General features: G+C 47.6%; 16 protein-coding genes and 8 tRNA genes. 9 read left to right on the plus strand and 15 right to left on the minus strand.

Features of this window, described 5'->3' with window-relative positions; all coding sequences use genetic code 11:
- The first annotated feature begins 62 nt into the window (after positions 1-62).
- Positions 63-425, plus strand: coding sequence for a dihydroneopterin triphosphate 2'-epimerase (gene folX / locus FBQ74_RS11195; protein ID WP_139756754.1), 363 nt, complete (start codon positions 63-65; stop codon positions 423-425).
- Positions 426-438: 13 nt separating this feature from the next.
- Complete coding sequence (locus tag FBQ74_RS11200; protein ID WP_139756755.1) at positions 439-1,335, plus strand: TIGR01777 family oxidoreductase; 897 nt, start codon at positions 439-441, stop codon at positions 1,333-1,335.
- Between the two features lie 64 nt (positions 1,336-1,399).
- Here the strand turns inward: FBQ74_RS11200 and FBQ74_RS11205 are convergent, their stop codons facing one another.
- Together FBQ74_RS11205 and FBQ74_RS11210 are read right to left on the minus strand one after the other, a co-directional pair.
- Complete coding sequence (locus FBQ74_RS11205) at positions 1,400-3,928, minus strand: ABC transporter permease (RefSeq protein WP_139756756.1); 2,529 nt, start codon at positions 3,926-3,928, stop codon at positions 1,400-1,402.
- 1 nt (position 3,929) lies between these two features.
- Positions 3,930-4,625, minus strand: coding sequence for an ABC transporter ATP-binding protein (locus tag FBQ74_RS11210; RefSeq protein ID WP_139757945.1), 696 nt, complete (start codon positions 4,623-4,625; stop codon positions 3,930-3,932).
- A gap of 18 nt (positions 4,626-4,643) precedes the next feature.
- Here FBQ74_RS11210 and FBQ74_RS11215 point away from each other — a divergent pair, with 18 nt between their 5' ends.
- Positions 4,644-5,306 (plus strand): arylesterase, encoded by a 663-nt coding sequence (locus FBQ74_RS11215; RefSeq protein WP_139756757.1) that lies wholly within the window; start codon positions 4,644-4,646, stop codon positions 5,304-5,306.
- Positions 5,307-5,363: 57 nt separating this feature from the next.
- Here the strand turns inward: FBQ74_RS11215 and FBQ74_RS11220 are convergent, their stop codons facing one another.
- From FBQ74_RS11220 to FBQ74_RS11235, 4 genes are all read right to left on the minus strand, one after another.
- Positions 5,364-6,644, minus strand: a complete 1,281-nt coding sequence (locus FBQ74_RS11220) for an amidohydrolase family protein (RefSeq protein ID WP_232371909.1) — start codon at positions 6,642-6,644, stop codon at positions 5,364-5,366.
- Complete coding sequence (locus FBQ74_RS11225; protein ID WP_139756758.1) at positions 6,641-8,068, minus strand: amidohydrolase; 1,428 nt, start codon at positions 8,066-8,068, stop codon at positions 6,641-6,643. The genes FBQ74_RS11220 and FBQ74_RS11225 overlap by 4 nt, the downstream gene beginning before the upstream one ends.
- A 152-nt stretch (positions 8,069-8,220) precedes the next feature.
- Positions 8,221-9,159: a tRNA dihydrouridine(16) synthase DusC gene (gene dusC, locus FBQ74_RS11230; RefSeq protein ID WP_139756759.1), complete on the minus strand. Its 939-nt coding sequence runs from the start codon at positions 9,157-9,159 to the stop codon at positions 8,221-8,223.
- Between the two features lie 315 nt (positions 9,160-9,474).
- Positions 9,475-10,389: a M14 family metallopeptidase gene (locus FBQ74_RS11235; RefSeq protein ID WP_139756760.1), complete on the minus strand. Its 915-nt coding sequence runs from the start codon at positions 10,387-10,389 to the stop codon at positions 9,475-9,477.
- A 227-nt stretch (positions 10,390-10,616) separates the two neighbouring features.
- On the opposite strand from FBQ74_RS11235, the gene FBQ74_RS11240 reads away from it, so the two are divergent.
- A complete protein-coding gene (locus tag FBQ74_RS11240; protein ID WP_139756761.1) occupies positions 10,617-11,684 on the plus strand; it encodes a transporter substrate-binding domain-containing protein in 1,068 nt (355 codons plus the stop codon).
- A 14-nt stretch (positions 11,685-11,698) separates the two neighbouring features.
- Here the strand turns inward: FBQ74_RS11240 and FBQ74_RS11245 are convergent, their stop codons facing one another.
- From FBQ74_RS11245 to gltX, 7 genes are all read right to left on the minus strand, one after another.
- Positions 11,699-11,995, minus strand: coding sequence for a hypothetical protein (locus FBQ74_RS11245; protein WP_139756762.1), 297 nt, complete (start codon positions 11,993-11,995; stop codon positions 11,699-11,701).
- A gap of 751 nt (positions 11,996-12,746) precedes the next feature.
- Positions 12,747-12,822 (minus strand) — tRNA-Glu (locus tag FBQ74_RS11250).
- 230 nt (positions 12,823-13,052) lie between these two features.
- A tRNA-Glu gene (locus FBQ74_RS11255) sits at positions 13,053-13,128 on the minus strand.
- 231 nt (positions 13,129-13,359) lie between these two features.
- Positions 13,360-13,435 (minus strand) — tRNA-Glu (locus tag FBQ74_RS11260).
- Between the two features lie 231 nt (positions 13,436-13,666).
- Positions 13,667-13,742, minus strand: a tRNA-Glu gene (locus FBQ74_RS11265).
- 224 nt (positions 13,743-13,966) lie between these two features.
- Positions 13,967-14,042: transfer RNA gene (locus tag FBQ74_RS11270), tRNA-Ala, on the minus strand.
- A gap of 97 nt (positions 14,043-14,139) precedes the next feature.
- A complete protein-coding gene (gene gltX / locus FBQ74_RS11275; protein ID WP_139756763.1) occupies positions 14,140-15,549 on the minus strand; it encodes a glutamate--tRNA ligase in 1,410 nt (469 codons plus the stop codon).
- A gap of 239 nt (positions 15,550-15,788) precedes the next feature.
- Here gltX and FBQ74_RS11280 point away from each other — a divergent pair.
- The 4 genes from FBQ74_RS11280 to FBQ74_RS11295 all read left to right on the plus strand — a co-directional run bounded on the left by FBQ74_RS11280 (position 15,789) and on the right by FBQ74_RS11295 (position 18,022).
- Positions 15,789-15,864 (plus strand) — tRNA-Val (locus FBQ74_RS11280).
- A 42-nt stretch (positions 15,865-15,906) separates the two neighbouring features.
- Positions 15,907-15,982: transfer RNA gene (locus FBQ74_RS11285), tRNA-Val, on the plus strand.
- Between the two features lie 58 nt (positions 15,983-16,040).
- Positions 16,041-16,116: transfer RNA gene (locus FBQ74_RS11290), tRNA-Val, on the plus strand.
- A gap of 271 nt (positions 16,117-16,387) precedes the next feature.
- Positions 16,388-18,022, plus strand: coding sequence for a response regulator (locus tag FBQ74_RS11295; RefSeq protein WP_139756764.1), 1,635 nt, complete (start codon positions 16,388-16,390; stop codon positions 18,020-18,022).
- Between the two features lie 12 nt (positions 18,023-18,034).
- Here FBQ74_RS11295 and FBQ74_RS11300 read toward each other — a convergent pair whose 3' ends face one another.
- Positions 18,035-18,568, minus strand: a complete 534-nt coding sequence (locus tag FBQ74_RS11300) for a GNAT family N-acetyltransferase (protein WP_139756765.1) — start codon at positions 18,566-18,568, stop codon at positions 18,035-18,037.
- Positions 18,569-18,611: 43 nt separating this feature from the next.
- Positions 18,612-19,580, minus strand: coding sequence for a GTP 3',8-cyclase MoaA (gene moaA, locus FBQ74_RS11305; protein WP_139756766.1), 969 nt, complete (start codon positions 19,578-19,580; stop codon positions 18,612-18,614).
- Between the two features lie 270 nt (positions 19,581-19,850).
- On the opposite strand from moaA, the gene FBQ74_RS11310 reads away from it, so the two are divergent.
- Entirely contained in the window at positions 19,851-21,821 is a 1,971-nt protein-coding gene (locus FBQ74_RS11310; protein ID WP_139756767.1) for an acyltransferase family protein, read from the plus strand.
- The last annotated feature ends 35 nt before the right edge of the window (positions 21,822-21,856 follow it).

A 21,856-nucleotide genomic window follows, 5' to 3' on the forward strand; every position in this document is an offset into this window, starting at 1 on the left:
TTTAAGTACAAATTTGATACTGTCGGTATTCTATACATTAAAACATAAATACGAGCAATTTCATGAATTTGAATCAGGCTACAATTAAAATTAAAAATTTACGCCTTCGCACCTATATCGGTATCAACGATGATGAAATCAAGAATAAACAGGATGTTGTAGTGAATGTAACAATCCATTATGACGCCGGTCGCGCTACCGACAGCGACAGCGTAGATGATGCACTTAACTATAAAACCGTAACAAAGTCCATCATCGCGCTGGTTGAAGATAACAGATTTTCCTTACTGGAAAAATTAACGGCAGAAGTATTGAATATTGCTGCTGAGCATCACTGGGTAACCTTTGCGGAAGTCGAAGTGGACAAACCGCACGCGCTTCGGTTCTCAGACTCAGTTTCCTTAACCCTCTCCTGCCAAAAATGATAAAGGAGTCAATGTGCGTATATTGATAACAGGCGGTACTGGTTTAATCGGCAGACATCTTATTGAGCGTCTGCACTTAACTCATGAAATCACCGTGCTGACCCGGGATAAGTCTCGCGCAGCAGAGAGGTTACCCGAAAACGTATCATTGATATCCTCATTGACCGAGATTGCTGATTTCAGCACATTGGATGCGATCGTCAATCTGGCGGGAGAACCCATTGCTGACAACCGCTGGAATGCAATGCAGAAGCGACGTATTTGCGACAGTCGCTGGGAAATTACCCGCGAGCTGGTGTCCAGAATTAAAACCGCTTCGCAGCCACCCCATACATTTTTGTCAGGCTCGGCTATTGGTTATTACGGCCGTCAGGGTGATACACCGGTTACAGAGAAGAACCATCAGGCTCACAGAGAATTTACCCATGAGCTGTGTCAGAAATGGGAAAATATAGCGCTTGAGGCGAGTGATGTCAGTCGGGTATGTTTACTCAGAACCGGCATCGTACTGGCAAAAGATGAAGGCGCTCTGGATAAAATGACTTTGCCGTTCAAGCTGGGGTTAGGCGGAAAAATGGGTGATGGCAAACAGTATATGTCATGGAGCCATATCGAAGACATGGTAAAGGGGATTATATTTCTGCTTAATGAAAAGGATTGTGAGGGCCCCTTTAATATGACCGCGCCGCACCCGGTGACCAATAAAACCTTTACCAGTACGCTTGCCGATGTGCTTCATCGTCCTTCATTTTTTACTGTGCCTTCATTTGCACTTAAAGCCGCAATGGGTGAGGCAGCTGAAATGCTACTTACAGGCCAAAAAGTGTTACCTGAAAAATTACAACAGGCAGGATTTACTTTTGCGCACCCTGATTTAGAAGGCGCACTCAACGCAATTTTTAATGCGTAGAATCCGGTAATTACCAGCCGCACCTTCGCAGGAAAAAAAGGGGGGAAGCTTCCCCCCCACATTCCTACATGATCTTGCGTAACAGATCACTGGTATTTAGCGTAAGTAAACGCCAGCACCCCACCGCTCCTAGTAATCCTACTACCACTGCGCCCGTAACGGGTGCTATAAGCCAGTAACTGAAGTGGAACGACGGTGTCATACTGAATAGCTGTGTTTGTAACAGATACAGGCTGAACTCATTGGCAAGCGCAGCCATAAACCCAGCAACCACCCCAATAATCACGAACTCATAAATCACACTTGACCTAATCAGGCGACCTTTTGCACCCAGCGTTCTCAATATAGCCAGCTCTTGTTGCCGCTCGTCCATACTTGCCTGCACCTGGGCAATAAGCACCAGAGAACCGGCTACCAGAACCAGAATTAAAATGAACTCCACCGCCAGAGACACCTGCTCAACAATGCCCCGAAGCTGATTAATGCGTGCATCAACGTCAAAAAGGGTCACCGATGCAAAGGGTTGCAACAACCGGGTTAGTTCCGGTTTTCTCTCTGTAGGCAGATAGAAACTGGTGATGTAGGTGGGCGTAAATGTTGTCATTGCCTCAGGCGACAAAACAAAAAAGAAATTTGGCTGCATGGTTTGCCAGTTTACCTGTCTGAGGCTGGTCACCTTCGCTTTCACTATTTGCGAGCCGATATCAAAGGTCAGTGTATCGCCCATTTCTATTTCAAGCCGGTCTGCGACCTCGCTTTCTACCGAGACTTCATAGGTATCACCAGACTGAGACTCCGTGTTGCCATGCCAGGTACCGGCAACAATACTGTTTTCTTTCTGAAGCTGATTTCCCCATGTCAGGTTTGCCTCCCGGCCCAGGCCATCCTGGGATTCTTCCTGTTCATCCGGCTCTACGTCTTCTTTGGTGACTTCCGTATTTACCCTGCGTTCATTAACCGCGATGAAACGTCCACGCACTACCGGATAAAAACGATCGATATTGACATTGTTTTCAGCAAAATGTGATTCAAGGTCAGGCCGTTCATCCTCGGTAATGTTGATCATAAAGTAGTTCGGCGTGCCCTCAGGTAACTGCGCCTGCCACTGCTTAATCATGTCATTGCGCATTACCAGTACCACCAGTAGCAGCATGATCGTAATCGAGAAACTGATAAGCTGGACGCTGTTATCCATTGCCCGTCGTCGAATCCGCGCCCAGGCAAGCTGCCATGCCCCCATTTTACTGCTGCCGAGCCAGCGACCCAGCCTGATAAGACCGAAGGTAACGCAAATTAGTGCAGCGACCAGAACAATGCCTGATACAAACAGAATAGCGCTTATCTTTATGTTCTGGCTGTATGCCCACATCAGTAAGAAAACAGCTGAGCCGGAAATAGCGAACTGGAATGTTCGGGAGCTCAAACTGGAATCCATATCGCGGCGCAATACTCGTAGTGGCGGAACAGAAAAAAGGCGTAATAACGGATACATCGAGAACAACACTGCACAGATAACGCCAGTAAATACCGCTATAAGTACGGGCCGCCAGTGCCATACTGCCAGACTCACTTCGACTTTATCGGCTAACGCACTTACCACCAATTGTTGTATCAGTACGCCAGCAGCAATCCCAATAGCAATGCCTAGTAATGCGATAAACATCACCTGGAGCACATACACCTTTCTAATCATTGATTTGCTGGCGCCCAGCGTTTTCATGATAGCCACCGGATCATAATGGCGCTGACTGTAGCGTTGTGCAGCAACGGCAATAGATACGGCAGCCAGTACTATTGCCAGTAAGCTGGCCAGTAAAAAGTACTGTCCGGCGCGCGCGACTGAGCGACCGATGGGTGACTCGTCGTCCTGCACCGACTGCCAGCGATGAATTTCATCATTCAGCTGTGGTCGCAACCAGTCGTAATAATTTTCAAGCTGGGCCTCCTCGCCCGAAAAATAAGCTTTGTAAGACACACGGCTTCCCGGGCCGGTAATATTTGCCTTTTCCAGGTCGGCAATCCGAATCAGCACGATAGGATCTGTGCTGAATAAACTGAAGCCGGCATCGGGTATTTCCGATAACACCCGGGTTACCTTAAATGACGCCTGACCAATTTCAATTTCATCACCCACCGACACGGATAAAAGCTGAAAAAGACGTGAGTCTATCCAGGCTTCTCCGGGCTCAGGCACCTGACTGACTTTCTCTTCGGTACCAAACGGTTTGTCAGCAACGGTAATGTCGCCTTTTAACGGATAAGCACTATTGACCGCTCTAAGGTCGGTGAGCGACATTTCCTGCGGTCCGAACACCATTGAGCGGGTCTGCACCTGTTGTGCGGTCTGCAAAGATTGCGACTGTGCGGCGCTTAGCCAGTCGGGGTTTAAAGGCTGTCGGGCCTGAAGCTGACGATCGGCAGCCAGAAAACTCGCCGAACGTTCAGTAAGCGCCCCCTGCAATCGTTCACTAAAAAGCGAAAGTGATAACACCGCTGCCACTGACAGGATGATTGCGGCAAGAATTATAGTCAGCTCACCTCTGCGAGCTTCATGTTTGAAAAGGCGCCAGGCCAGACTGAAAACCCGATTCATATTACGCGATACCCTGTTTCAGAGCGCTGTCTGAGCTGGTTTCACTGAGCTCACCAGCCAGCATTGTCAGCTGACGCTGACAATGCTGCGCCAGTTGCTCATCATGGGTAACCAGCACCAGCGTTGTTCCCAGGTCACGGTTCAGTTCAAATAACAGCTTTTCAATTTTTTCACTGTTGGCAGCATCAAGATTTCCGGTGGGCTCATCAGCAAACAGAATTTTAGGTTTACCGATGAACGCACGTGCAATTGCCACCCGCTGTTGTTCACCGCCGGATAACTGGTTGGGGTAATGATTAGCGCGATGGCCGAGCCCCACCTGTTCTAGTATTGACTTAGCCTGCTCTCTCGCGTCATCAAAGCCGGCAATTTCAGCAGGTAGCATGACATTTTCAATCGCGGTAAGACTTTGTACCAACATGAAGCTTTGAAAGATAAAACCTACTTTGGCGCCCCTTAACTGTGCGCGCTGCTCCTCATCCATTTCGTGCAACGGTTCATCATCCAGAAAGATTTGTCCGCCTGAGACCTGGTCCAGTCCTGCCAGCAATCCTAACAGCGTTGATTTACCGGAGCCTGACGCGCCGACAATAGCAACGGTCTGACCGGACTTGACTTCAAAGGAGATGGGTTTAAGAATCTCCAGTTCACCTTCGTTCGTACTAACTGTTTTGGTTAACTGGCTGGTTTTAATCATAAAGGAGTCACCACGGTCGTGTTCAAAATTCATCGTCGTTTTTCGGTCAGACAAGCCTTGCTTGTTCTATTTTTACCTCTGTTACTGCTGGCAGATCAATCCTTTGCACAATCACAGCAATCAGAAAAAGCCAACACCTCACTATTGATTCTTGGTGATAGCTTAAGCGCCGCATACGGTCTTCAGACCCATAACGGCTGGGTCAGTTTGTTACAAAAACGCTGGGCGGACGAGGCGCTTCAGATCGAGATAATAAATGCTGCGATAAGCGGCGATACCACCGACGGTGGATTATCGCGTCTGCCGGGTTTGCTTGAGCAACATTCTCCCTCCCATGTTCTGATAGAGCTGGGCGGAAATGATGGTCTGCAAGGTCACTCTATCACCAAAATGAAGAAAAACCTCAATAAGATGATTGATTTGGCACAATCATCGGGTGCCATTGTATTTTTACAGGATATGGAAATACCGCCGAATTACGGTAAACGCTATACCAGTATGTTTGCGGATGCCTTTGACGATGTTGCGCAAAATCAGGATGTACCGCTTATTCCTTTCTTTCTGGAGTCTGTAGCATTGGACCGTTCTCTCATGCAGCGCGATGGGATCCATCCTAACAAGGAAGCGCAGCCACTGATTGCTGAGTTCATGGACACAAAATTACGCCCGTTAGTAGAGTAATCAGCGTCATATACAAAAAAGCCGGCTACATGCCGGCTTTTTTCTGGCTACAGACTTTTATGGCTGCACGTATTGTGACGTTTTGCCGTTCTGCCCGTAGAAGTTCTGATATCTGTCGCGAAGCTCAGTCTGGCGGGTATCCATATCGATAGGCTCACCCTTAATAAAGACCTGTTCAGCATATTCAGTGACTTCCAACGGATCGCCACTCCATATCACAACATCTGCCTGCTTCCCGGCAGCCAGTGACCCAACCCGGTCAGATACACCTAAAATACTTGCCGGATTGCTCGTCAGGCTGGCTATGCCTTCTTCATGAGATAAACCATTGGCCACCGCGTTACCCGCATGCTGTGTTGCCAGACGGATGTTATGCGTTTCCATTCCAACAGCAACCTTAACGCCCGCTTTTGCCAGTCGCGCGGCATTTTCAATGCTTGCACCAATGGCTTCAAAACTATCCGGCAGGTTCATTTCAGGGTTCATGATTACCGGTATGCCGGCTTCGGCCAGCTGGTCGGCCACACGCCATGCCTCTGCGGCATCCATCAGGATAATCTTTACTTCCGGATGACGCTTTTTAAATGCCAGGATCTGAAGAATGTCTGACTTTCGCTCGGCTTCCATCACCAACGGCATATCGCCGCTTAGAATACGCTGCAGCGCTTCAATATCTGCCCGCGTATTCAGCCCTTCCCACACGGTGTCTAAACCGGGTACTTCAGAAAGCCCACCGGCTTCATCAAATAGCTTTTCCAGTGTCACCCATAGTGCAGCCCGTGAACCACCAGAATGTTCTGCACCATTTCCACCTACATCTAAGACGGTGAAGGCACGTGGTTTGATGATTGCTGCGTCTTCACCCAGGGAAATAACGCTGCCCTGGCCCTGAAAAAGATAGTCGGTATAGGAAATAGTCGTCGCTGCTGAGGTCACGCCCTCTATGCGTGATACATCCAACACTGTGGAGTCGGGATTAATTGCGTAGCTCACATCAAACGCTGCCCCGCTATGTGATACGCTGGCATCGCCCACTGATGCATCTACCACACCAGCCCAGGATTCTACCTCAACCAATCCCAGCGAGGTCATGGCGCCTACCAGTCCCGGTGTAACGACTTTCCCGCTTGCATCATATTCACGGTAACCGTCTGGCACATTACTATCGGTACTGATGCTTTCAATGGCGCCATCGCGAATCAGTAACGTGCCGTTTTCTACTATTCCCTGTTCTGTCTGGGTATATATCTTAGCGCCGGTGATCGCAATATTCTGAGCCAGCGCACTGTTAGCCATACCTGCACTGGCAATGGCTGCTGCAATTAGTAATTTTCTCACTGGTTTTCTCCCTGAGCTGCCTGACCCACTTCAAAGTCACTTTGTGGTTGCATGCGCGGATCGTTCAAATCAAAAACCTGTCCGCCATCGATGTAGACCTTTTCAGCCTTTGTATAAGTAGAAAACGGATTCCCCGTCCACAGTACAAGGTCTGCATTTTTGCCCGACTCGAGTGACCCGGTCTTATCAAAAATTCCCAGTGATTTTGCCGGGTTAGCTGTTAGCCAGACCCAGGCATCTGCCATAGAGATATCGATGCCGGCACGTTTACCATCTGACCACGCTTTTGCGGCTTCCTGGTTCAGGCGCTGAATGCCAATATCGCTATCAGAATGAACGATTGCACAGGCGCCGGCTTTATCTACCATGGGAATATTCTCACGAATACCATCATAGGCCTCCATCTTAAAGCCCCACCAGTCAGCCCACATTGAGGCGCAAACATTGTTCTGCTCAAGCTTGTCGGCGATTTTATAAGCCTCTACAGCATGGTGGAATGAGCTGATTTGATAATCAAATTCCTGCATCATATCCATCATCGTGACCATCTCATCGGCACGATAACAATGCATGTGAACCAGAATGTCGCCATTTAACACACCGGCCATGGTTTCCAGGTCAAGGTCACGTTTTGGGGGCGTGGCCTTCTTACCTGATTCCATTTCAGATTCGTATTTTTCCCACTTACGCATATAGTCCTGGGCATCGGACCAGGCCTGACGATAACCTCTCACATTACCCATTCGCGTCATCGGGCCACCTTTTTTACCGTATACGCGCTTGGGGTTTTCGCCACAGGCCATTTTCATACCATAGGGAGCTTCCGGAAACTTCATATCCTGCATAGTGCGGCTGGGCACGTTCTTTAACACCACGGAACGTCCGCCGAAGAGATTTGCAGAGCCCGGCAGGATTTGTAGTGTGGTGACACCTCCGGCTAAAGCACGCGCAAAACCAGCATCCTGCGGCCATACAGAATGCTCAGCCCAGACACCCGGCGTTACCGGTTTGGTCATCTCATTACCATCAGACAACGAGCCAATAGCCGGCGACGGATAAACCCCAAGGTGACTGTGATTATCGATGATGCCGGGGGTGACCCACTTGCCTTTACCGTCAATAACACGAGCATCATTGGGATAAGTGATGTCTTCGCCAACAGCCTGTATTTTACCTTCAGCGAAATACACCATGCCGTTATCAATTTTATTACCTACGCCATCAATTACCGTAACATTGGTAATGACAGTCGGCTGGCCTTTTACCGGGGTATAAGTACTTGGGTAGGGATTTGTATCTATGCTGACCTTTTGAGTCGCCTGTTCGCTGTCTTTGCCCGAATTCTGGGTGGACTGACAACCGCTTAACAGCGCAGGAACCAAAAACGCCAGCGCTGCAGTTACGCTAGTGCGAGTATGAACCATGGTGTTTCCATCTTGTTGTATTAACAGGTATTGTTTGCCTGTCGATGTTGTTATAAGTCGATTAGGAAGTGATTAATAAATCACACCTTTATACTACGCTTACGCTACTTCAGGTTCGACGGAAAACCAAATTTTTGAGACTAAATGCCGGACTAATGCGAAGACTGACGACGCAGTACTGCCACAATGTCATCAGCATTTTGTAAACGCCGGATATCATTGAACAACTGCTCGGCCTGTGGATACTGGCGCTTTAGATAACCGCACCATTGCTTGATTCGATTTGGGTAATACCGCCCTTTATCACCGTAAATTTCATAACCTGAATACTGGATAAGCAAGCTGGTCAATGCTTCCCAGGACATAGGAGATGCATTGTATTTAATACAGTTTGCAAGATTAGGCATCGCAAGTGCGCCCCGCCCTATCATAATATTTTCGCAGTCTGATTGTTGCTGACACTGATAGGCCTCTTCTGCGCTCCAGATTTCGCCATTGGCGATGACCGGAATAGTCGTATTGCTTTTAATTTTTGCAATCCAGTCCCAGTAAGCAGGCGGTTTATACCCTTCGGTTTTGGTCCGCGCATGAACGGTCAGTTCGTTTGCACCGGCAGCCTCGATAGCCTGGGCATTGTCAATCGCTTTAGATTTATCATCAAAACCCAGACGAATTTTTGCCGTTACCGGAAATTCGGAAGGAACCGCATCGCGAACTGCCTTAACAATGTCATACAGCGCCTGGGTTTCTTTTAGCAGCACCGCGCCACCACGGCTTTTATTGACCGTTTTAGCCGGACAACCAAAATTTAAATCAATTCCCGGCGAGCCTAATTCTATAGCAGTAAGCGCATTTTCAGCCAGCCATTGTGGATGCTGACCCAGTAGCTGAACCCGGACAGGAACGCCAGATACAGTCTTGCCACCGTTTTCGAGTTCCGGACACAATCGCAAGAAGGTTTTTGTGGGTAATTTCTGATCCACAATCCGAACAAACTCTGTGACACACAGATCGAAACCGCCAACTTGTGTCAGCATCTCTCGCATCAGATGATCAACAACGCCCTCCATCGGAGCAAGTACTACTTTCATATCTGTCACTATCACTATTGCAGCGGGGCGCGCAGTTTATCAAAGGCGCGGACTGACTCAAAGCAATAAGGCCACGCGCCACATCAATGCGTGTCAGAGGGTTCACTATATGCGTGCCACAAACAAACATATACACCGAATTGCTGCGTTAGTAACGACTCGAAGTCATCGCGGCTGGGCGCCGTTTTGGATATGAGTTGCTGTTTGTTGTCTGCGAAAATAAGCGCGGTAAATTGGAACACAGATAAGGCCTCTAGAATAAGAAGCCTTAAATATACATTTAGACGTCTATACTTTCAAACGTCTGGACGCATTTTATAAATTTGCCGCCATCAGGTAGTCAAGCGCGCCAGTAATAGCTGCAACCTGTGCCTGATTACACTGCTCAGGCGTAGCCTGCTCAGAGTCGGGGTAAACTTCAGTGGTTGTAACGAAGGTAGCATCGGTCATCCCGCCGCATAGGTGTAGTTTCTTTTTGTCATAGCAAATTACACCTTCTGACTGTACAGGTTCACCAATTAACCGCCCTTCGTCATCGGCAGGGGCAATGTGAGTCACTTTGCGAACAGATTCTATAACCGCCTTTTGGAAGTCCAGCTGAGGCGACTGAGTATTGGCAACGGTATAAAAACCGTCAGGTATGTTCCAGTTGGTGTTGGTGATACCGTCGCGTGCTGCCAACGCAGGCCGGAATTCGCTGTTATCTGTATCGGTGGTCTCGTGAAGGTCAATGTGCATCAGGAATGATACATCCAGAGAATCCAGAAAATTTATTATCTGTGCTGATTCAGGGGCCGGACTGTCTTTGTAAAATGAGCGATTCGGATCCATCGCCATCGGGTTCCAGCGATTAATTGTCTCGTAACCCCACGGGCTTATACATGGGACAATGACAAAATTGAATCGTGAGGTATATCGCATTACGTCATTATTGATAAATCGCAATGCGCCCTGTACACCACTGGTTTCGTACCCGTGTACGCCACCTGTTACCAAGATGGTTGGTTTGGTCTGAGATACAGGTTCGCTGACCAGAGCATAAAGGGGGTATTTTTCTTCATCATAAGGAAGCGCTCCGTATTGAACAATAGAAAAACCGTCCAGGCTATCCGGTAACTTTTCCAGAACCTCTTCGCGATAGCTGCGCTGAATAGACTGCTGTTCTTTCCATTGCGCTTTTTCTTCATCTGACCAGGGCTGACCCGGTGTCCCGATGGGATATTCCTGCATAGATTATTTTCCGCCTTACATTAAAAGTGAACATGTTAACACAGACATTCCAGGTACAGTGTCTGCACGATGCAGATGCTTACGAAAGAGCGTTGTGATAGGTTGCCCCGTTACACATTTTGCATATTAACTTTTGGCAACATGCCATTACGCAAGCGATCTTTATTGCTAACCGATGCGAAAAGATAACTATTGGATAACGCTGACCGCACAAAAAGGAAAAATTGATGCGTAAACTTTTACTTTGCCTGATGTTTGTAATTGGAAGCTGCACCGTTTCCGGTTCGCTACTGGCCCAGCAGGGCGAGATGGTTGTAGCAACGAAAGAAGCCCCACCATTTGTCATCAAAAATGATCAGGGAGAATTCGAGGGTATCAGTATTGCTTTGTTTGAAGAGATAGCCAAAGCCCGCAACTTACAGTTTAAATATGCTGAAGCTGAGCTGTCAGACATGATAGACGGTCTTGAGTCAGGTAAATACGATGCTTCGATTGCCGCGCTTACCGTTAATGCAGACAGAGAGTCCAGAATAGATTTCACCCACCCCTATTATACTACAGGGTTGGCCATCGCCGTGCCTAAGGATGAAAGCCGATTGATGGCGGCGGTTTCCGGCTTCTTTTCCTGGAAATTTTTCGCTGCCCTGGGCGGACTGTGTTTATTGTTACTTGGTGTAGGTCTGATCGTATGGCTGGCAGAGCGTAAAGGTAATAAGGAGCAGTTTGGCGGTGGAACGGCTAAAGGTATTGGTGCAGGCTTCTGGTGGGCAGCGGTTACCATGACAACCGTTGGCTACGGCGATAAGTCACCGGTAACACTGGGCGGGCGTATTGTAGGCTTTATCTGGATGTTCGCCGCAATAATCATCATAAGTAGCTTTACTGCCGCTATCGCTACGAGCCTGACTGTAAGCCAACTGCAAACCAAGGTTCAGGGTGTTGATGACCTGCCCGGGGTTAAAGTACTGACACTTGAAAATTCAGCCAGCGCTGCGTTCTTAGAGAACCGCGACATTTCTTTTAAAACTGTTGCCAGCGTCAATGACGGCTTAGCGGCGCTGCAAAAAGGAAATGCCGACGCAATGGTATATGACAAACCTATTCTGTCGTACCGGATAAACCAGGGCTTTAGTGAAGAAGTCACAGTATTACCCGATGTTATTGACAGACAGGATTATTCCATTGGCTTACCTGAAGGAAGTCAGCGCCGTGAAGATTTCAATACATCTCTGTTGAGAATAATCAATAAGCCTGAATGGCAAGAAACAATAGACGACTATTTGGGCGAGCGCTAACTCGCCCCTGACGGTTATCTTGAATTGACTGGACGGGCGTCGATCAGCGCTGATGTCCAGGTCAGGCAATCTTTAGTAAGCCGGTAGTTTAGCTGCCGGTGCGACGTTGTTTTAACAACATTAATGATACCCGGAGAAGTAATAGTGCACTCTATCAAAGAGTCGTCACTTAATCGTGCTAATACCGAATTGTTTTTTTCCAGCTTTATTACTTCTTTAATATCCAGCTTTTGTTGATAACAAAAAACAGATAACCCATCCATTAAACCGCTGCCGGTGGTTTGCTCAGATAAATCCAAATTTAAGTTCATCGAACCTGCTCAATACTGCTCACAGATGCGAGTGTAACCGTTTTCATCCCGAAAACTATTGAACTTTAGTGCTAGGTAATTTTACGGATCCGTGATAGCACGGGGCTTACAAAGCAAAGTAACATTGGTTACTAATTTTTAATATAAAGTTACTTTTTTATTTCGCGTCAGTTGGGCACTATAAATACTTCCTGCACTTGAGCATCCAGACGTGCTGACGAATTTTCTGGCGTGTTCCCTCCTCGACGGTTAGCACCTTCGTACTAGTATTTAAAAGAGTAAGTTGAGTCTAAGAAGTGGATAACAAAGGTCATCATCCCTAGAGAAGCACAAAAAAACCAGCCCGAAGGCTGGTTTTTTATATGGCATACCCTAGGAGATTATCAGGTGCTTCCTGCGCCTGCCCCTTCGGGCCGTCGCGCTCCCTACACGACAGTCGAACCTTGCTGATTTCCACTGCACAAAAGGCGTTGAGAACAACGGGTGAAAAAAAGAGCCATCATCCCCAGAGATACACAAAAAAAACCAGCCCGGAGGCTGGTTTCTGTTTATGGCGTCCCCTAGGGGATTATCAGGTGGTTCCTGCACCTGACCCTTCGGGCCGTGCTAAAGCACGTTCTGCCGCGTTCCCTACGCGACAGTCGAACTTTGCTGATTTTCACTGCGCAGATGGCGTTGAGAACTACGGATCGAAAAGGAGTGCTCTTCCTGGCGGGTAAAAAAAAGACCAGCAAAAGCTGGTCTTTATTTGTGGCGTCCCCTAGGGGATTCGAACCCCTGTTACCGCCGTGAAAGGGCGGTGTCCTAGGCCTCTAGACGAAGGGGACAAAATTTTTGTCAATGTTGCACTGCAACACTAAAATTTTGTAAGGCGAATTCACTTTAGTGAATGAGCGACCTTAAACCTAAGACGGTCTTGGAAAGCAATGCTTTCGATATCTTCTGTAAAGTGAGGTGAGCCAGTGAACTGAGCGACCTTTCTTTCCAGAAATTTCAACGTGAAAGTTTCGCAACCTCCACCTGCTCCACAATTTTAATCGACTGTGGCGCGATAATATGGCGTCCCCTAGGGGATTCGAACCCCTGTTACCGCCGTGAAAGGGCGGTGTCCTAGGCCTCTAGACGAAGGGGACAAAATTTTTGTCAGTGTTGCACTGCAACACTAAAATTTTGTAAGGCGGATTCACTTTAGTGAATGAGCGACCTTAAACCTAAGACGGTTTTCGAAAGCAACGCTTTCGATATCTTCTGTAAAGTGAGGTGAGCCAGACAACTGAGCGACCTTTTCTTTCCAGAAAATTCAGCATGAAAGTTTTGCAACCTCCACCTGATCCACAGTTTTAATCGACCGTGGCACGATAATATGGCGTCCCCTAGGGGATTCGAACCCCTGTTACCGCCGTGAAAGGGCGGTGTCCTAGGCCTCTAGACGAAGGGGACAAAATTTTTGCCAGTGTTGCACTGCAACACTAAAATTTTGTAAGGCGAATTCACTTTAGTGAATGAGCGACCTTAAACCTAAGACGGTCTTCGAAAGCAACGCTTTCGAGATTTCCTGTAAAGTGAGGTTAGCCAGCGGACTGAGCGACCTTTTCTTTTCAGAAATTTCAGCGTGAAAGTTTTGAACCCTCCATCTGAACCACAGTTTTAATCGACTGTGGCGCGATAATATGGCGTCCCCTAGGGGATTCGAACCCCTGTTACCGCCGTGAAAGGGCGGTGTCCTAGGCCTCTAGACGAAGGGGACTGAAAATCTTCTTTCGAAAGCAACGCTTTCGGGATATTCAGTAAGGCGAATTCACTTTAGTGAATGAACGACCTTAAACCTAAGACGGTTTCAAAAGCAAAGCTTTCGATATTTTCAGTAAGGTAAGATAATCCTGCGAACCAGGTGCCCTATCCTTTCAGAAAATGTGGCTAAGGGCTTTTAGCCTTTAACCTGACCCATAGTAAAACCATGAGTAGAAATCTTGGTGGAGCCAGGCGGGATCGAACCGCCGACCTCTTGCATGCCATGCAAGCGCTCTCCCAGCTGAGCTATGGCCCCAATCTGCCAACACATCGTAAAAACGATGCTGTTCCGTGACAGCGGGGCGCATTTTAGGCATACCCCACTGCCCTGTCAACGGCTTTTTAGAGATTTTTTATGAATTCTCTCTGTTTGCTATAAAAGTAAGCGCTTTGTCTATTCTCTGGCCAACTTTTTCCTTAGAAATCAAATTCAAAGTTACATCCAGAGAAGGAGAATTACCGCTACCGGTAGTCGCTACGCGCAGCGGCATACCAACTTTCCCCATTCCGATTTCAAGCATCTCTGCAGTATCGTTAATGGCTTGTTGGATAGTTTCAGGGTTCCAGTCTTCAACCGCCATTAATTTATCTTTGACCGTCTCTAATGGCTCTTTTGCCACTGGACGAAGATGTTTTTTTGCAGCCTTTTCGTCAAACTCTGAGAAGTCTTCGTAAAAGTAACGGCTTATCTGTGCCATTTCCTTCAACGTTTTTACGCGGTCCGCCTGAATAGCAATAACAGCTTCAAGAGCGGGTCCTTTCGCCAGAGCAATGCCCTGTTCATTAAAATGCCATTTAGCATGTGAAGCAACTTCGCTGGCAGGCAGCGACTTCATATAATGCTGATTTAGCCAAATCAGTTTTTCAGTATTAAATGCTGAAGCTGACTGACCAATAGCATCCAAACTGAAGTGCTCAATCATCTCATCCAGCGTGAATATCTCCTGATCGCCATGCGCCCAGCCAAGGCGAACCAGATAGTTGATCACAGCCTGAGGCAGAAAGCCATCATCACGATATTGCATTACACTGACAGCACCATGGCGTTTAGAAAGCTTTTTGCCATCGTCTCCCAGAATCATAGACACATGAGCATACTCAGGGACCGGTGCCCCCAGTGCTTCCAGAATATTGATCTGACGCGGCGTATTATTGATATGGTCTTCACCACGCACTACGTGAGTAATCCCCATATCCCAATCATCTACAACAACACAGAAGTTATAGGTAGGCGTACCATCGCTACGTTGAATGATAAGATCATCTAATTCTGTATTACTGATCTCTATTTTTCCGCGAATATGATCATTAATGACCACTTTACCTTCCTGAGGGTTTTTGAAACGAACCACGAAAGATTCACCTTCAGGGTGGTCAGTACGCTCTCTCCACGTGCCTGGATAGCGGGGCTTTTCACCGCGAGCTTTTTGTTCTTCACGAATTTTGTCCAGCTCTTCAGCGCTCATAAAGCACTTATAGGCCTTCCCTTCATTCAACAGTTTTTGCACCAGCTCTTTGTAACGATCAAAGCGCTCAGTCTGCAGATAGGGACCTTTATCCCAGGACAACCCAAGCCATTGCATACCATCCAAGATTGCCTGCTTTGCCTGTTCAGTAGAACGTTCTATATCCGTATCTTCGATACGCAGAACAAATTCTCCCCCCTGACTTTTTGCATAAAGCCATGAATAAAGTGCTGTCCGGGCTCCACCCACATGAAGATATCCGGTGGGGCTTGGCGCAAATCTGGTTACGACCGACATAGTAACTCTCTATAGTAAAGTCAAAAATATGCGCGCATTCTACCAGCGTTATCAAAAAGTCAAAATACTCCTTTTATGCCTTATATCGTTTGCTTGTCACCAGGAGGTTGGTACTGATTTCGCTAAGTTGATGACTTTTCATGCAATCAGTTCAACGATAAGAATTTTATTGTTGACAGTTTAAATGGCGCCCCTATAATACCGCCCCACTTGCCCAGCACGGCAAGTAAGAAGTTAGAGGACGCTTAGCTCAGTTGGGAGAGCATCGCCCTTACAAGGCGAGGGTCACTGGTTCAAGTCCAGTAGCGTCCACCACTCTTTGAAAATGCTTACAAAGAACTGACTTCAATTGATTATGGACGTTTAGCTCAGTTGGGAGAGCATCGCCCTTACAAGGCGAGGGTCACTGGTTCAAGTCCAGTAACGTCCACCACTCTTTTTGAGGGTTGGCCAGGATCATTACTCATTAAAGTGCAAACAATCAAAAATTCGGACGTTTAGCTCAGTTGGGAGAGCATCGCCCTTACAAGGCGAGGGTCACTGGTTCAAGTCCAGTAACGTCCACCACTCTTCTTTCGAAAATAGCTCGTTTTTATTTCATTACCTTGTTTAAAATTACCGATAGACCGGTAGGGCCTACTGGTTCAACACGTCGTCTCAAGTCGCAGTAACCATTCCCCCTTACCTAAAACACCCGGTATCGGTTCGTTAAACCAGTAATTATTAAATATCCGATATGCACAAGACTATGGACTTTGTCGCTATTTCGCATGAAAAGATAATGCTTTACCTGACAATGCCGATATAGTGGTAATAACAAAAAGTAGCGGCAACTCCTATGGATAGAATGGCCAGTCAGCGTGTATTGATTATCACTCAAACCCAGCGTCATGTGCGGATGCTTAACGCGCTATTGTCTGACTTACACCTTCCTGCTGCTGATATCGCTTTAAATCAGCGGGCGGCCAATGAGTTTCTAAGCTCCAATGCATACACCCTGATTATTTGCATTTGCCAGTCAGGTGCTTCAAATCCAATTTTTAATACCTGCCTGAGACTTAAAGAGGAAAATCTTATCCCGCCAACTGTGGCGCTTTTGATGATTTCTGATAAAGCAGACGCAGAAATAGTTAACGCCATTCTGGATATCCAGCCCGATGACTTTTTAATACACCCGTTTGCACATAATGAAGGCGTTGAGCGTCTCAGCCGATTGCTACACCGAAAGCAGACGTTACAACCCGTCTACCAGTCCGTAGCATCAGGCCTCTATACCCAGGCTTTGAAAGATATTGAAAGTTTGCTTGCTGAAAAATTGCCTCAGGATATTTATCCGCTGGCTTTAAAACTGAAAGGCGAGCTCCTTGCCAGAAGTGGTAATCTCGAGAGAGCCAAAACATTTTACGAGTCGATACTTTCGCTGCAAAGCTTCACCTGGGCGCGTACGGGGTTAATTGGTTGTTTGATTGAAATGGAAGCGTTCCCGGATGCTGAGAAGCAAATTTTATCGCTGACACTACACCCTTCTACTGCGATACTTGCATATGATCTTCTGACACTATTGCAACTGCGTTTGAAAGACTACGACAGCGCGTTTGAAGCGACTACGCTGGCCTGTGAGCTTTCCCCTAACAATGTCTCCCGTCATCGCAACGCTGTCTATATTTCCCGGTTATCCAAAGATTTTGAGGGCACAGTGAACGCAGCCCAAAACCTGCTTGAGTGCAGTCAGCGCAACGATCAGCAAGATCCTCAGTATTATCTGCTATGTGCCCGCGCCTGTATCGATTTGGCGATGACGACCGACGCTACGCAGACTAAAGCACTGATTGAACGAAGCCGGCATCTAACGAGACAGGTAGAAGAGCAATTCGCAACAGATGTGGACAACGAAGATCTCATTGTTATCCGCGCGCGGCTGTATTACTTACAGGATGAGGTCAGTAACGCGCGGGAGCTTTTGAATAATCTTGAGGTATCGTGCTGGCCGGCACAATCCGATGAATCTTTAATTGATAAAGCAAAAGCACTGCACGAGATTGGTTTACGGCAACACGCACTTAAAATACTGACGTTCTTAGAAAAGCGAAAAAATGGCGATAAAAGTAATGATGTTGTTAACGCTTATATTGCGCAACAGAAGCACGACAAAGAACAAATTGAATTTCCACCCCGCGCTTTGAATAATCAGGCCGTAGCTGCCTTCAGGGAGCAGCAGTTTTCAGAAGCGCTTTCGATACTTCAGCAAGCCTTCAGACTGATGCCAAAGAACCCTGCCATCGCGCTGAACCTGCTTCAGGCTACTTTGCACCAGCTCTCACATAATGCTAATGCTGCCACGGTGTCATGGGTGATGCTTAAAAAATGGATTGCTGAGTGCCAGACTGCAATTGAGAACAGCCCACTCAGTGAAGAACAGCAGACGCGTTATCAGCGTTTACAGGTTGCGATGTCTGCAACGCTTAGCCAGTGAATCTGTCATTGTTTAAACGCACTGCGAATAAACCACAACATCTTCGCTAAATACGCTATCTTCATAGAATTGGCTATGGCTGTAGGTCATACCCAGTTTTTTCATAATAGCGATAGAGTTTTCGTTTTCAGGTAAGGTAACGGCGGAGAATTTGCTTATTCCGGTACTAGCCAGGCCATCGCGAATGCCCTGAGCGGCTTCCGTGGCATAGCCTTTGCCCCAAAAAGCACGCTTAAATCGCCAACCAAGCTCAATATTGTCAACTTCAGGGTGAGAGGTAAAAAAACCATAAGGGCGAACAAGGATCCAGCCTATCGGCTCATCTGAATCTTTTAAAATCACTTTCCAAAGCCCCCACCCCAGCGCCGGATTAGCGTAGGCGGCTAGACGGGGTAAAAATACCGTTTCAATTTCTTCACGGGTAGTTTTAACACCGCCATTCAGGTGCTTCATTACTTCTTCGTCCTGATCAAGCTCCCATAAAAAGTCAGCTTCATCGGCGGTGATATAAGAAAACTTCAGCCTTTCGGTATCAGCAAATTCCATGCTACACCTCTGCATCAACAGGTTGTTATTCTAGCGCAGGTAATTACCCTCCGAGCATAGCCAGATGTTTTGTCGCGCCGGTATGCCCTTCCTGCAAAAAATGTGAGACTTTTTTGTCCGCCAGTGATTCGGTAATGAACTGTTTCACCCCTTCAACGTCCCCCTGCGATAAATAAGGACGAAGCTCCAGGCCCTGTTCGCTGAACAGGCACAAATGTAACTTACCATTAGCAGCGACTCGAAGTCGATTACAACTTTTACAAAAGTCCTTACTATACGGCATGATAAGTCCAATCTGGCCGGCATAGTCGGGATGAAAAAACTCCTGAGCAGGTCCGGCATCTTTTGCCCGTAACAACGGCTGCCAGCCTTCATTAATCAAGCGCTGGCGAATGGGCTCGCCAGACACATGCTGGCGGGAAAAGAAGTCATGATGGTCTCCGGTTTCCATCAGCTCGATAAAGCGCAGGGTAACCGGCGTATCTTTAAGCCAGTTCAGGAAACGAGTGAGTCGGTTGGCATTAAAGTCCTGCAGCAATACTGTATTGATTTTCACCTTAATGCCCGCGCCTACAGCGGTATCAATACCTTTAAGAATCTGCTGAAGCTTATCCTGGCCGGTAATCGAAGCAAACTGATTGGGATCCAGGCTGTCAATGCTGACATTGACCTGATCAAGTCCGGCGTCAGCCCAGCGGATAGCATCCTTATAAAGACGGGCCCCGTGAGTGGTTGTAGCAACACGGCGAATCCCGGGTGTATTAGCTGCGTGGTAAATCACATCGCTGAAGTCGCGACGTAAACTGGGCTCACCACCTGTAATACGCACCTTTGAAGTGCCCATTTGAGCGAATGCGGTAATCAGTGTCTGGATTTCACTAAGCTGCAAAAACGCACTGTTCGGCGGACCGTCGTAGCCGTCTGGCAGACAGTACTGACAACGAAAGTTACAGGCTTCGGTTATCGATAATCTGAGGTAATGAAAACGCCGACCGTAACTATCTTCTAACAAAGTAATACCCCATATTCATTCATTAAACTACTGTGCCACAGATTCACCATGCGGCAAAAGAAAACCCAGCGATGATTTTCCTGTTTCTACCTTGTACGCGGGATGAGAACAGAAGATTACTGTTTTATTGAGCCGACAAAAGTGCTCTGACTTTAGCGCACCTGCTTCGCTGGCATTGATTCTGCTTTACTCCCGGATACTAAATCACCAGGGGCCGGGGTTTTTATCAATCTTTCAGCCAGTCGTTCATCAGAAAAAGCATACTAATATATGAAGAGCAGATACATTCCTACCATAGACGGCCTGCGGGCGCTGGCAGTTTTATCCGTAATGCTGTTTCATCTGGATGCATCATTATTACCCGGTGGCTTTACCGGCGTAGATATCTTTTTCGTGATTTCAGGTTATGTCGTCGCCCGCTCCCTGGTCAACCATTCCCACAGCCAATTTTACAGTTATATTGTCGCTTTCTACAGACGCCGGGTTGTACGGATTTTCCCGGCCTTACTTTTTTGTTTGATTGTAACGTCTGCTATTGTTGTACTTTTTATTCCTCAGGCTTGGCTGAGTAAATCTATATCCGATACGGGTCTTGCGGCGTTTCTCGGATGGAGCAATATTGCGCTGGCCTCAAACAGTGATACGTATTTTTCCCCGTCGGTTGAGTTTAACCCGTTTGTGCATACCTGGAGCCTGGGGGTTGAGGAACAGTTTTACGTTATTTTTCCGGTGCTGTTCTATTTTTACCTCAAGGGTAAAACCCGCCTGGCACTTGCCGGGCTGGCCATTATCTCATTTGCCTTATCGGTAAATTATAGTCAGACAGACACAAATTCAGCGTATTACCTGTTAACCAGCCGCTTCTGGGAACTGGCTGCCGGCGCCATGCTGTGCCAGTGGCATGCCAGTAAGCGTTTCCGTGAAGGCGGGAATAGTCTTACAGCTGCTGTTATCGGACTTACCTGTATTTTGCTTGGATTCATCTTCGCCAGCAAAAGTGCATTTCCCTTTCCGTGGGCACTGCTGCCAGTGGCAGGAACGGTAATCGTTATCCATTATTTTGTTTGTACCACACAACCCGGCGCCCTGGGTCGGGTTTTCTCTCTGCCTGTTATTCGTTATATCGGCAAAATATCGTATTCGTTGTATTTATGGCACTGGCCGGTATATACATTCTTCCGCTGGTCCGTGGGACTCCAGACGCCATTGGAGTGGCTACTGGCGGTGGCCATTACCTTCGTCATGGCGATGTTCTCTTATCACATCATCGAGCAGCGCCTGAGTCACGCTCCGCGAATCGCAGCTATGCGACCAGCCAGAACGGTGGGTGCTGGCCTGGCCGTTATTTTTGTCAGCTTTGCCGGTGCCACTTATGCATTTGATCATCAAAAACGTCTGAGCCAGAGTGTGACCAGCAACCGGTATGTGTGGTACCCCTATTATTCACATCCTTCTGATGTGACAAAAGGTAACGCTCTGGCCGACAGAACCATTTATGTTATTGGCGACTCCCACGCTGGCGCCTATGCAACAATGTTACGAATGCTGGCCGATGAGACCGGAATAAATACACAGATACACAGCCAGGGTGGCTGCGGCGCGGTTAACATGCGAGAGCCGGTGATGACTGCACAAAGCCGGTGTGCGCAAAAACTGGAAACCTGGCTTTCAGATATAGAGAAAAACGCGGGTCCGAACGATATTGTGTTTTTCGCTACGCTAAAAGCATACCGTTTAACCAACCAGTATCGCATGTATCCACGCACAAAAGACGAGCTCCAATCTCAAATTCGCAGCGAGAGCGCGTTGAAAAAGCGCGACCTTGCTAAAGATGAAAGTATACAAATCGTACAGCGTATGAATCAGGTGACGAGCAACATTCTTACCGATGCCCCTAAACCGGTGTTTTCCTATATTCCCTTTCGCTGTAGCGACTGGTTTAATCATACAAATCCTACCTGCGAGGGAGGCCCCTGGCAGGATCGGGAACAGATGGAACAGATGCGCAAGCCAGTGATGGAAAACCTGCAAACGCTGCGTGCATCCGTACCCAGTTTAGCGGTCTGGGATCCGCTTCCGGCATTGTGCAATCAAACCCGCTGCCCGGTATATGATGGGGAAAAAACCCGTTATTTCGACGGTGACCATTTATCTGCGCATGGCAACCGGCTGCTGTACCCCTCCTTCAGACAAGCTGTACTGTCACTGATTGGTGAGGAAAAACTTGCAAGCACAATGTGACAAGTAGCGCGGCAGGCACATGTACGTTAGCATGT

It is taken from the genome of Salinimonas iocasae, from assembly GCF_006228385.1.
GTDB lineage: Bacteria > Pseudomonadota > Gammaproteobacteria > Enterobacterales > Alteromonadaceae > Alteromonas > Alteromonas iocasae.

Coding starts and splice junctions, on each gene's coding strand:
- dusC (WP_139756759.1), bottom strand. CDS start 9,159: ATGAAAGTAGTACTTGCTCCGATGGAGGGCGTTGTTGATCATCTGATG.
- gltX (WP_139756763.1), bottom strand. CDS start 15,549: ATGTCGGTCGTAACCAGATTTGCGCCAAGCCCCACCGGATATCTTCAT.
- FBQ74_RS11300 (WP_139756765.1), bottom strand. CDS start 18,568: ATGGAATTTGCTGATACCGAAAGGCTGAAGTTTTCTTATATCACCGCC.
- FBQ74_RS11295 (WP_139756764.1), top strand. CDS start 16,388: ATGGATAGAATGGCCAGTCAGCGTGTATTGATTATCACTCAAACCCAG.
- FBQ74_RS11205 (WP_139756756.1), bottom strand. CDS start 3,928: ATGAATCGGGTTTTCAGTCTGGCCTGGCGCCTTTTCAAACATGAAGCT.
- FBQ74_RS11310 (WP_139756767.1), top strand. CDS start 19,851: ATGAAGAGCAGATACATTCCTACCATAGACGGCCTGCGGGCGCTGGCA.
- folX (WP_139756754.1), top strand. CDS start 63: ATGAATTTGAATCAGGCTACAATTAAAATTAAAAATTTACGCCTTCGC.
- FBQ74_RS11210 (WP_139757945.1), bottom strand. CDS start 4,625: ATGATTAAAACCAGCCAGTTAACCAAAACAGTTAGTACGAACGAAGGT.
- FBQ74_RS11225 (WP_139756758.1), bottom strand. CDS start 8,068: ATGGTTCATACTCGCACTAGCGTAACTGCAGCGCTGGCGTTTTTGGTT.
- FBQ74_RS11245 (WP_139756762.1), bottom strand. CDS start 11,995: ATGAACTTAAATTTGGATTTATCTGAGCAAACCACCGGCAGCGGTTTA.
- FBQ74_RS11235 (WP_139756760.1), bottom strand. CDS start 10,389: ATGCAGGAATATCCCATCGGGACACCGGGTCAGCCCTGGTCAGATGAA.
- FBQ74_RS11240 (WP_139756761.1), top strand. CDS start 10,617: ATGCGTAAACTTTTACTTTGCCTGATGTTTGTAATTGGAAGCTGCACC.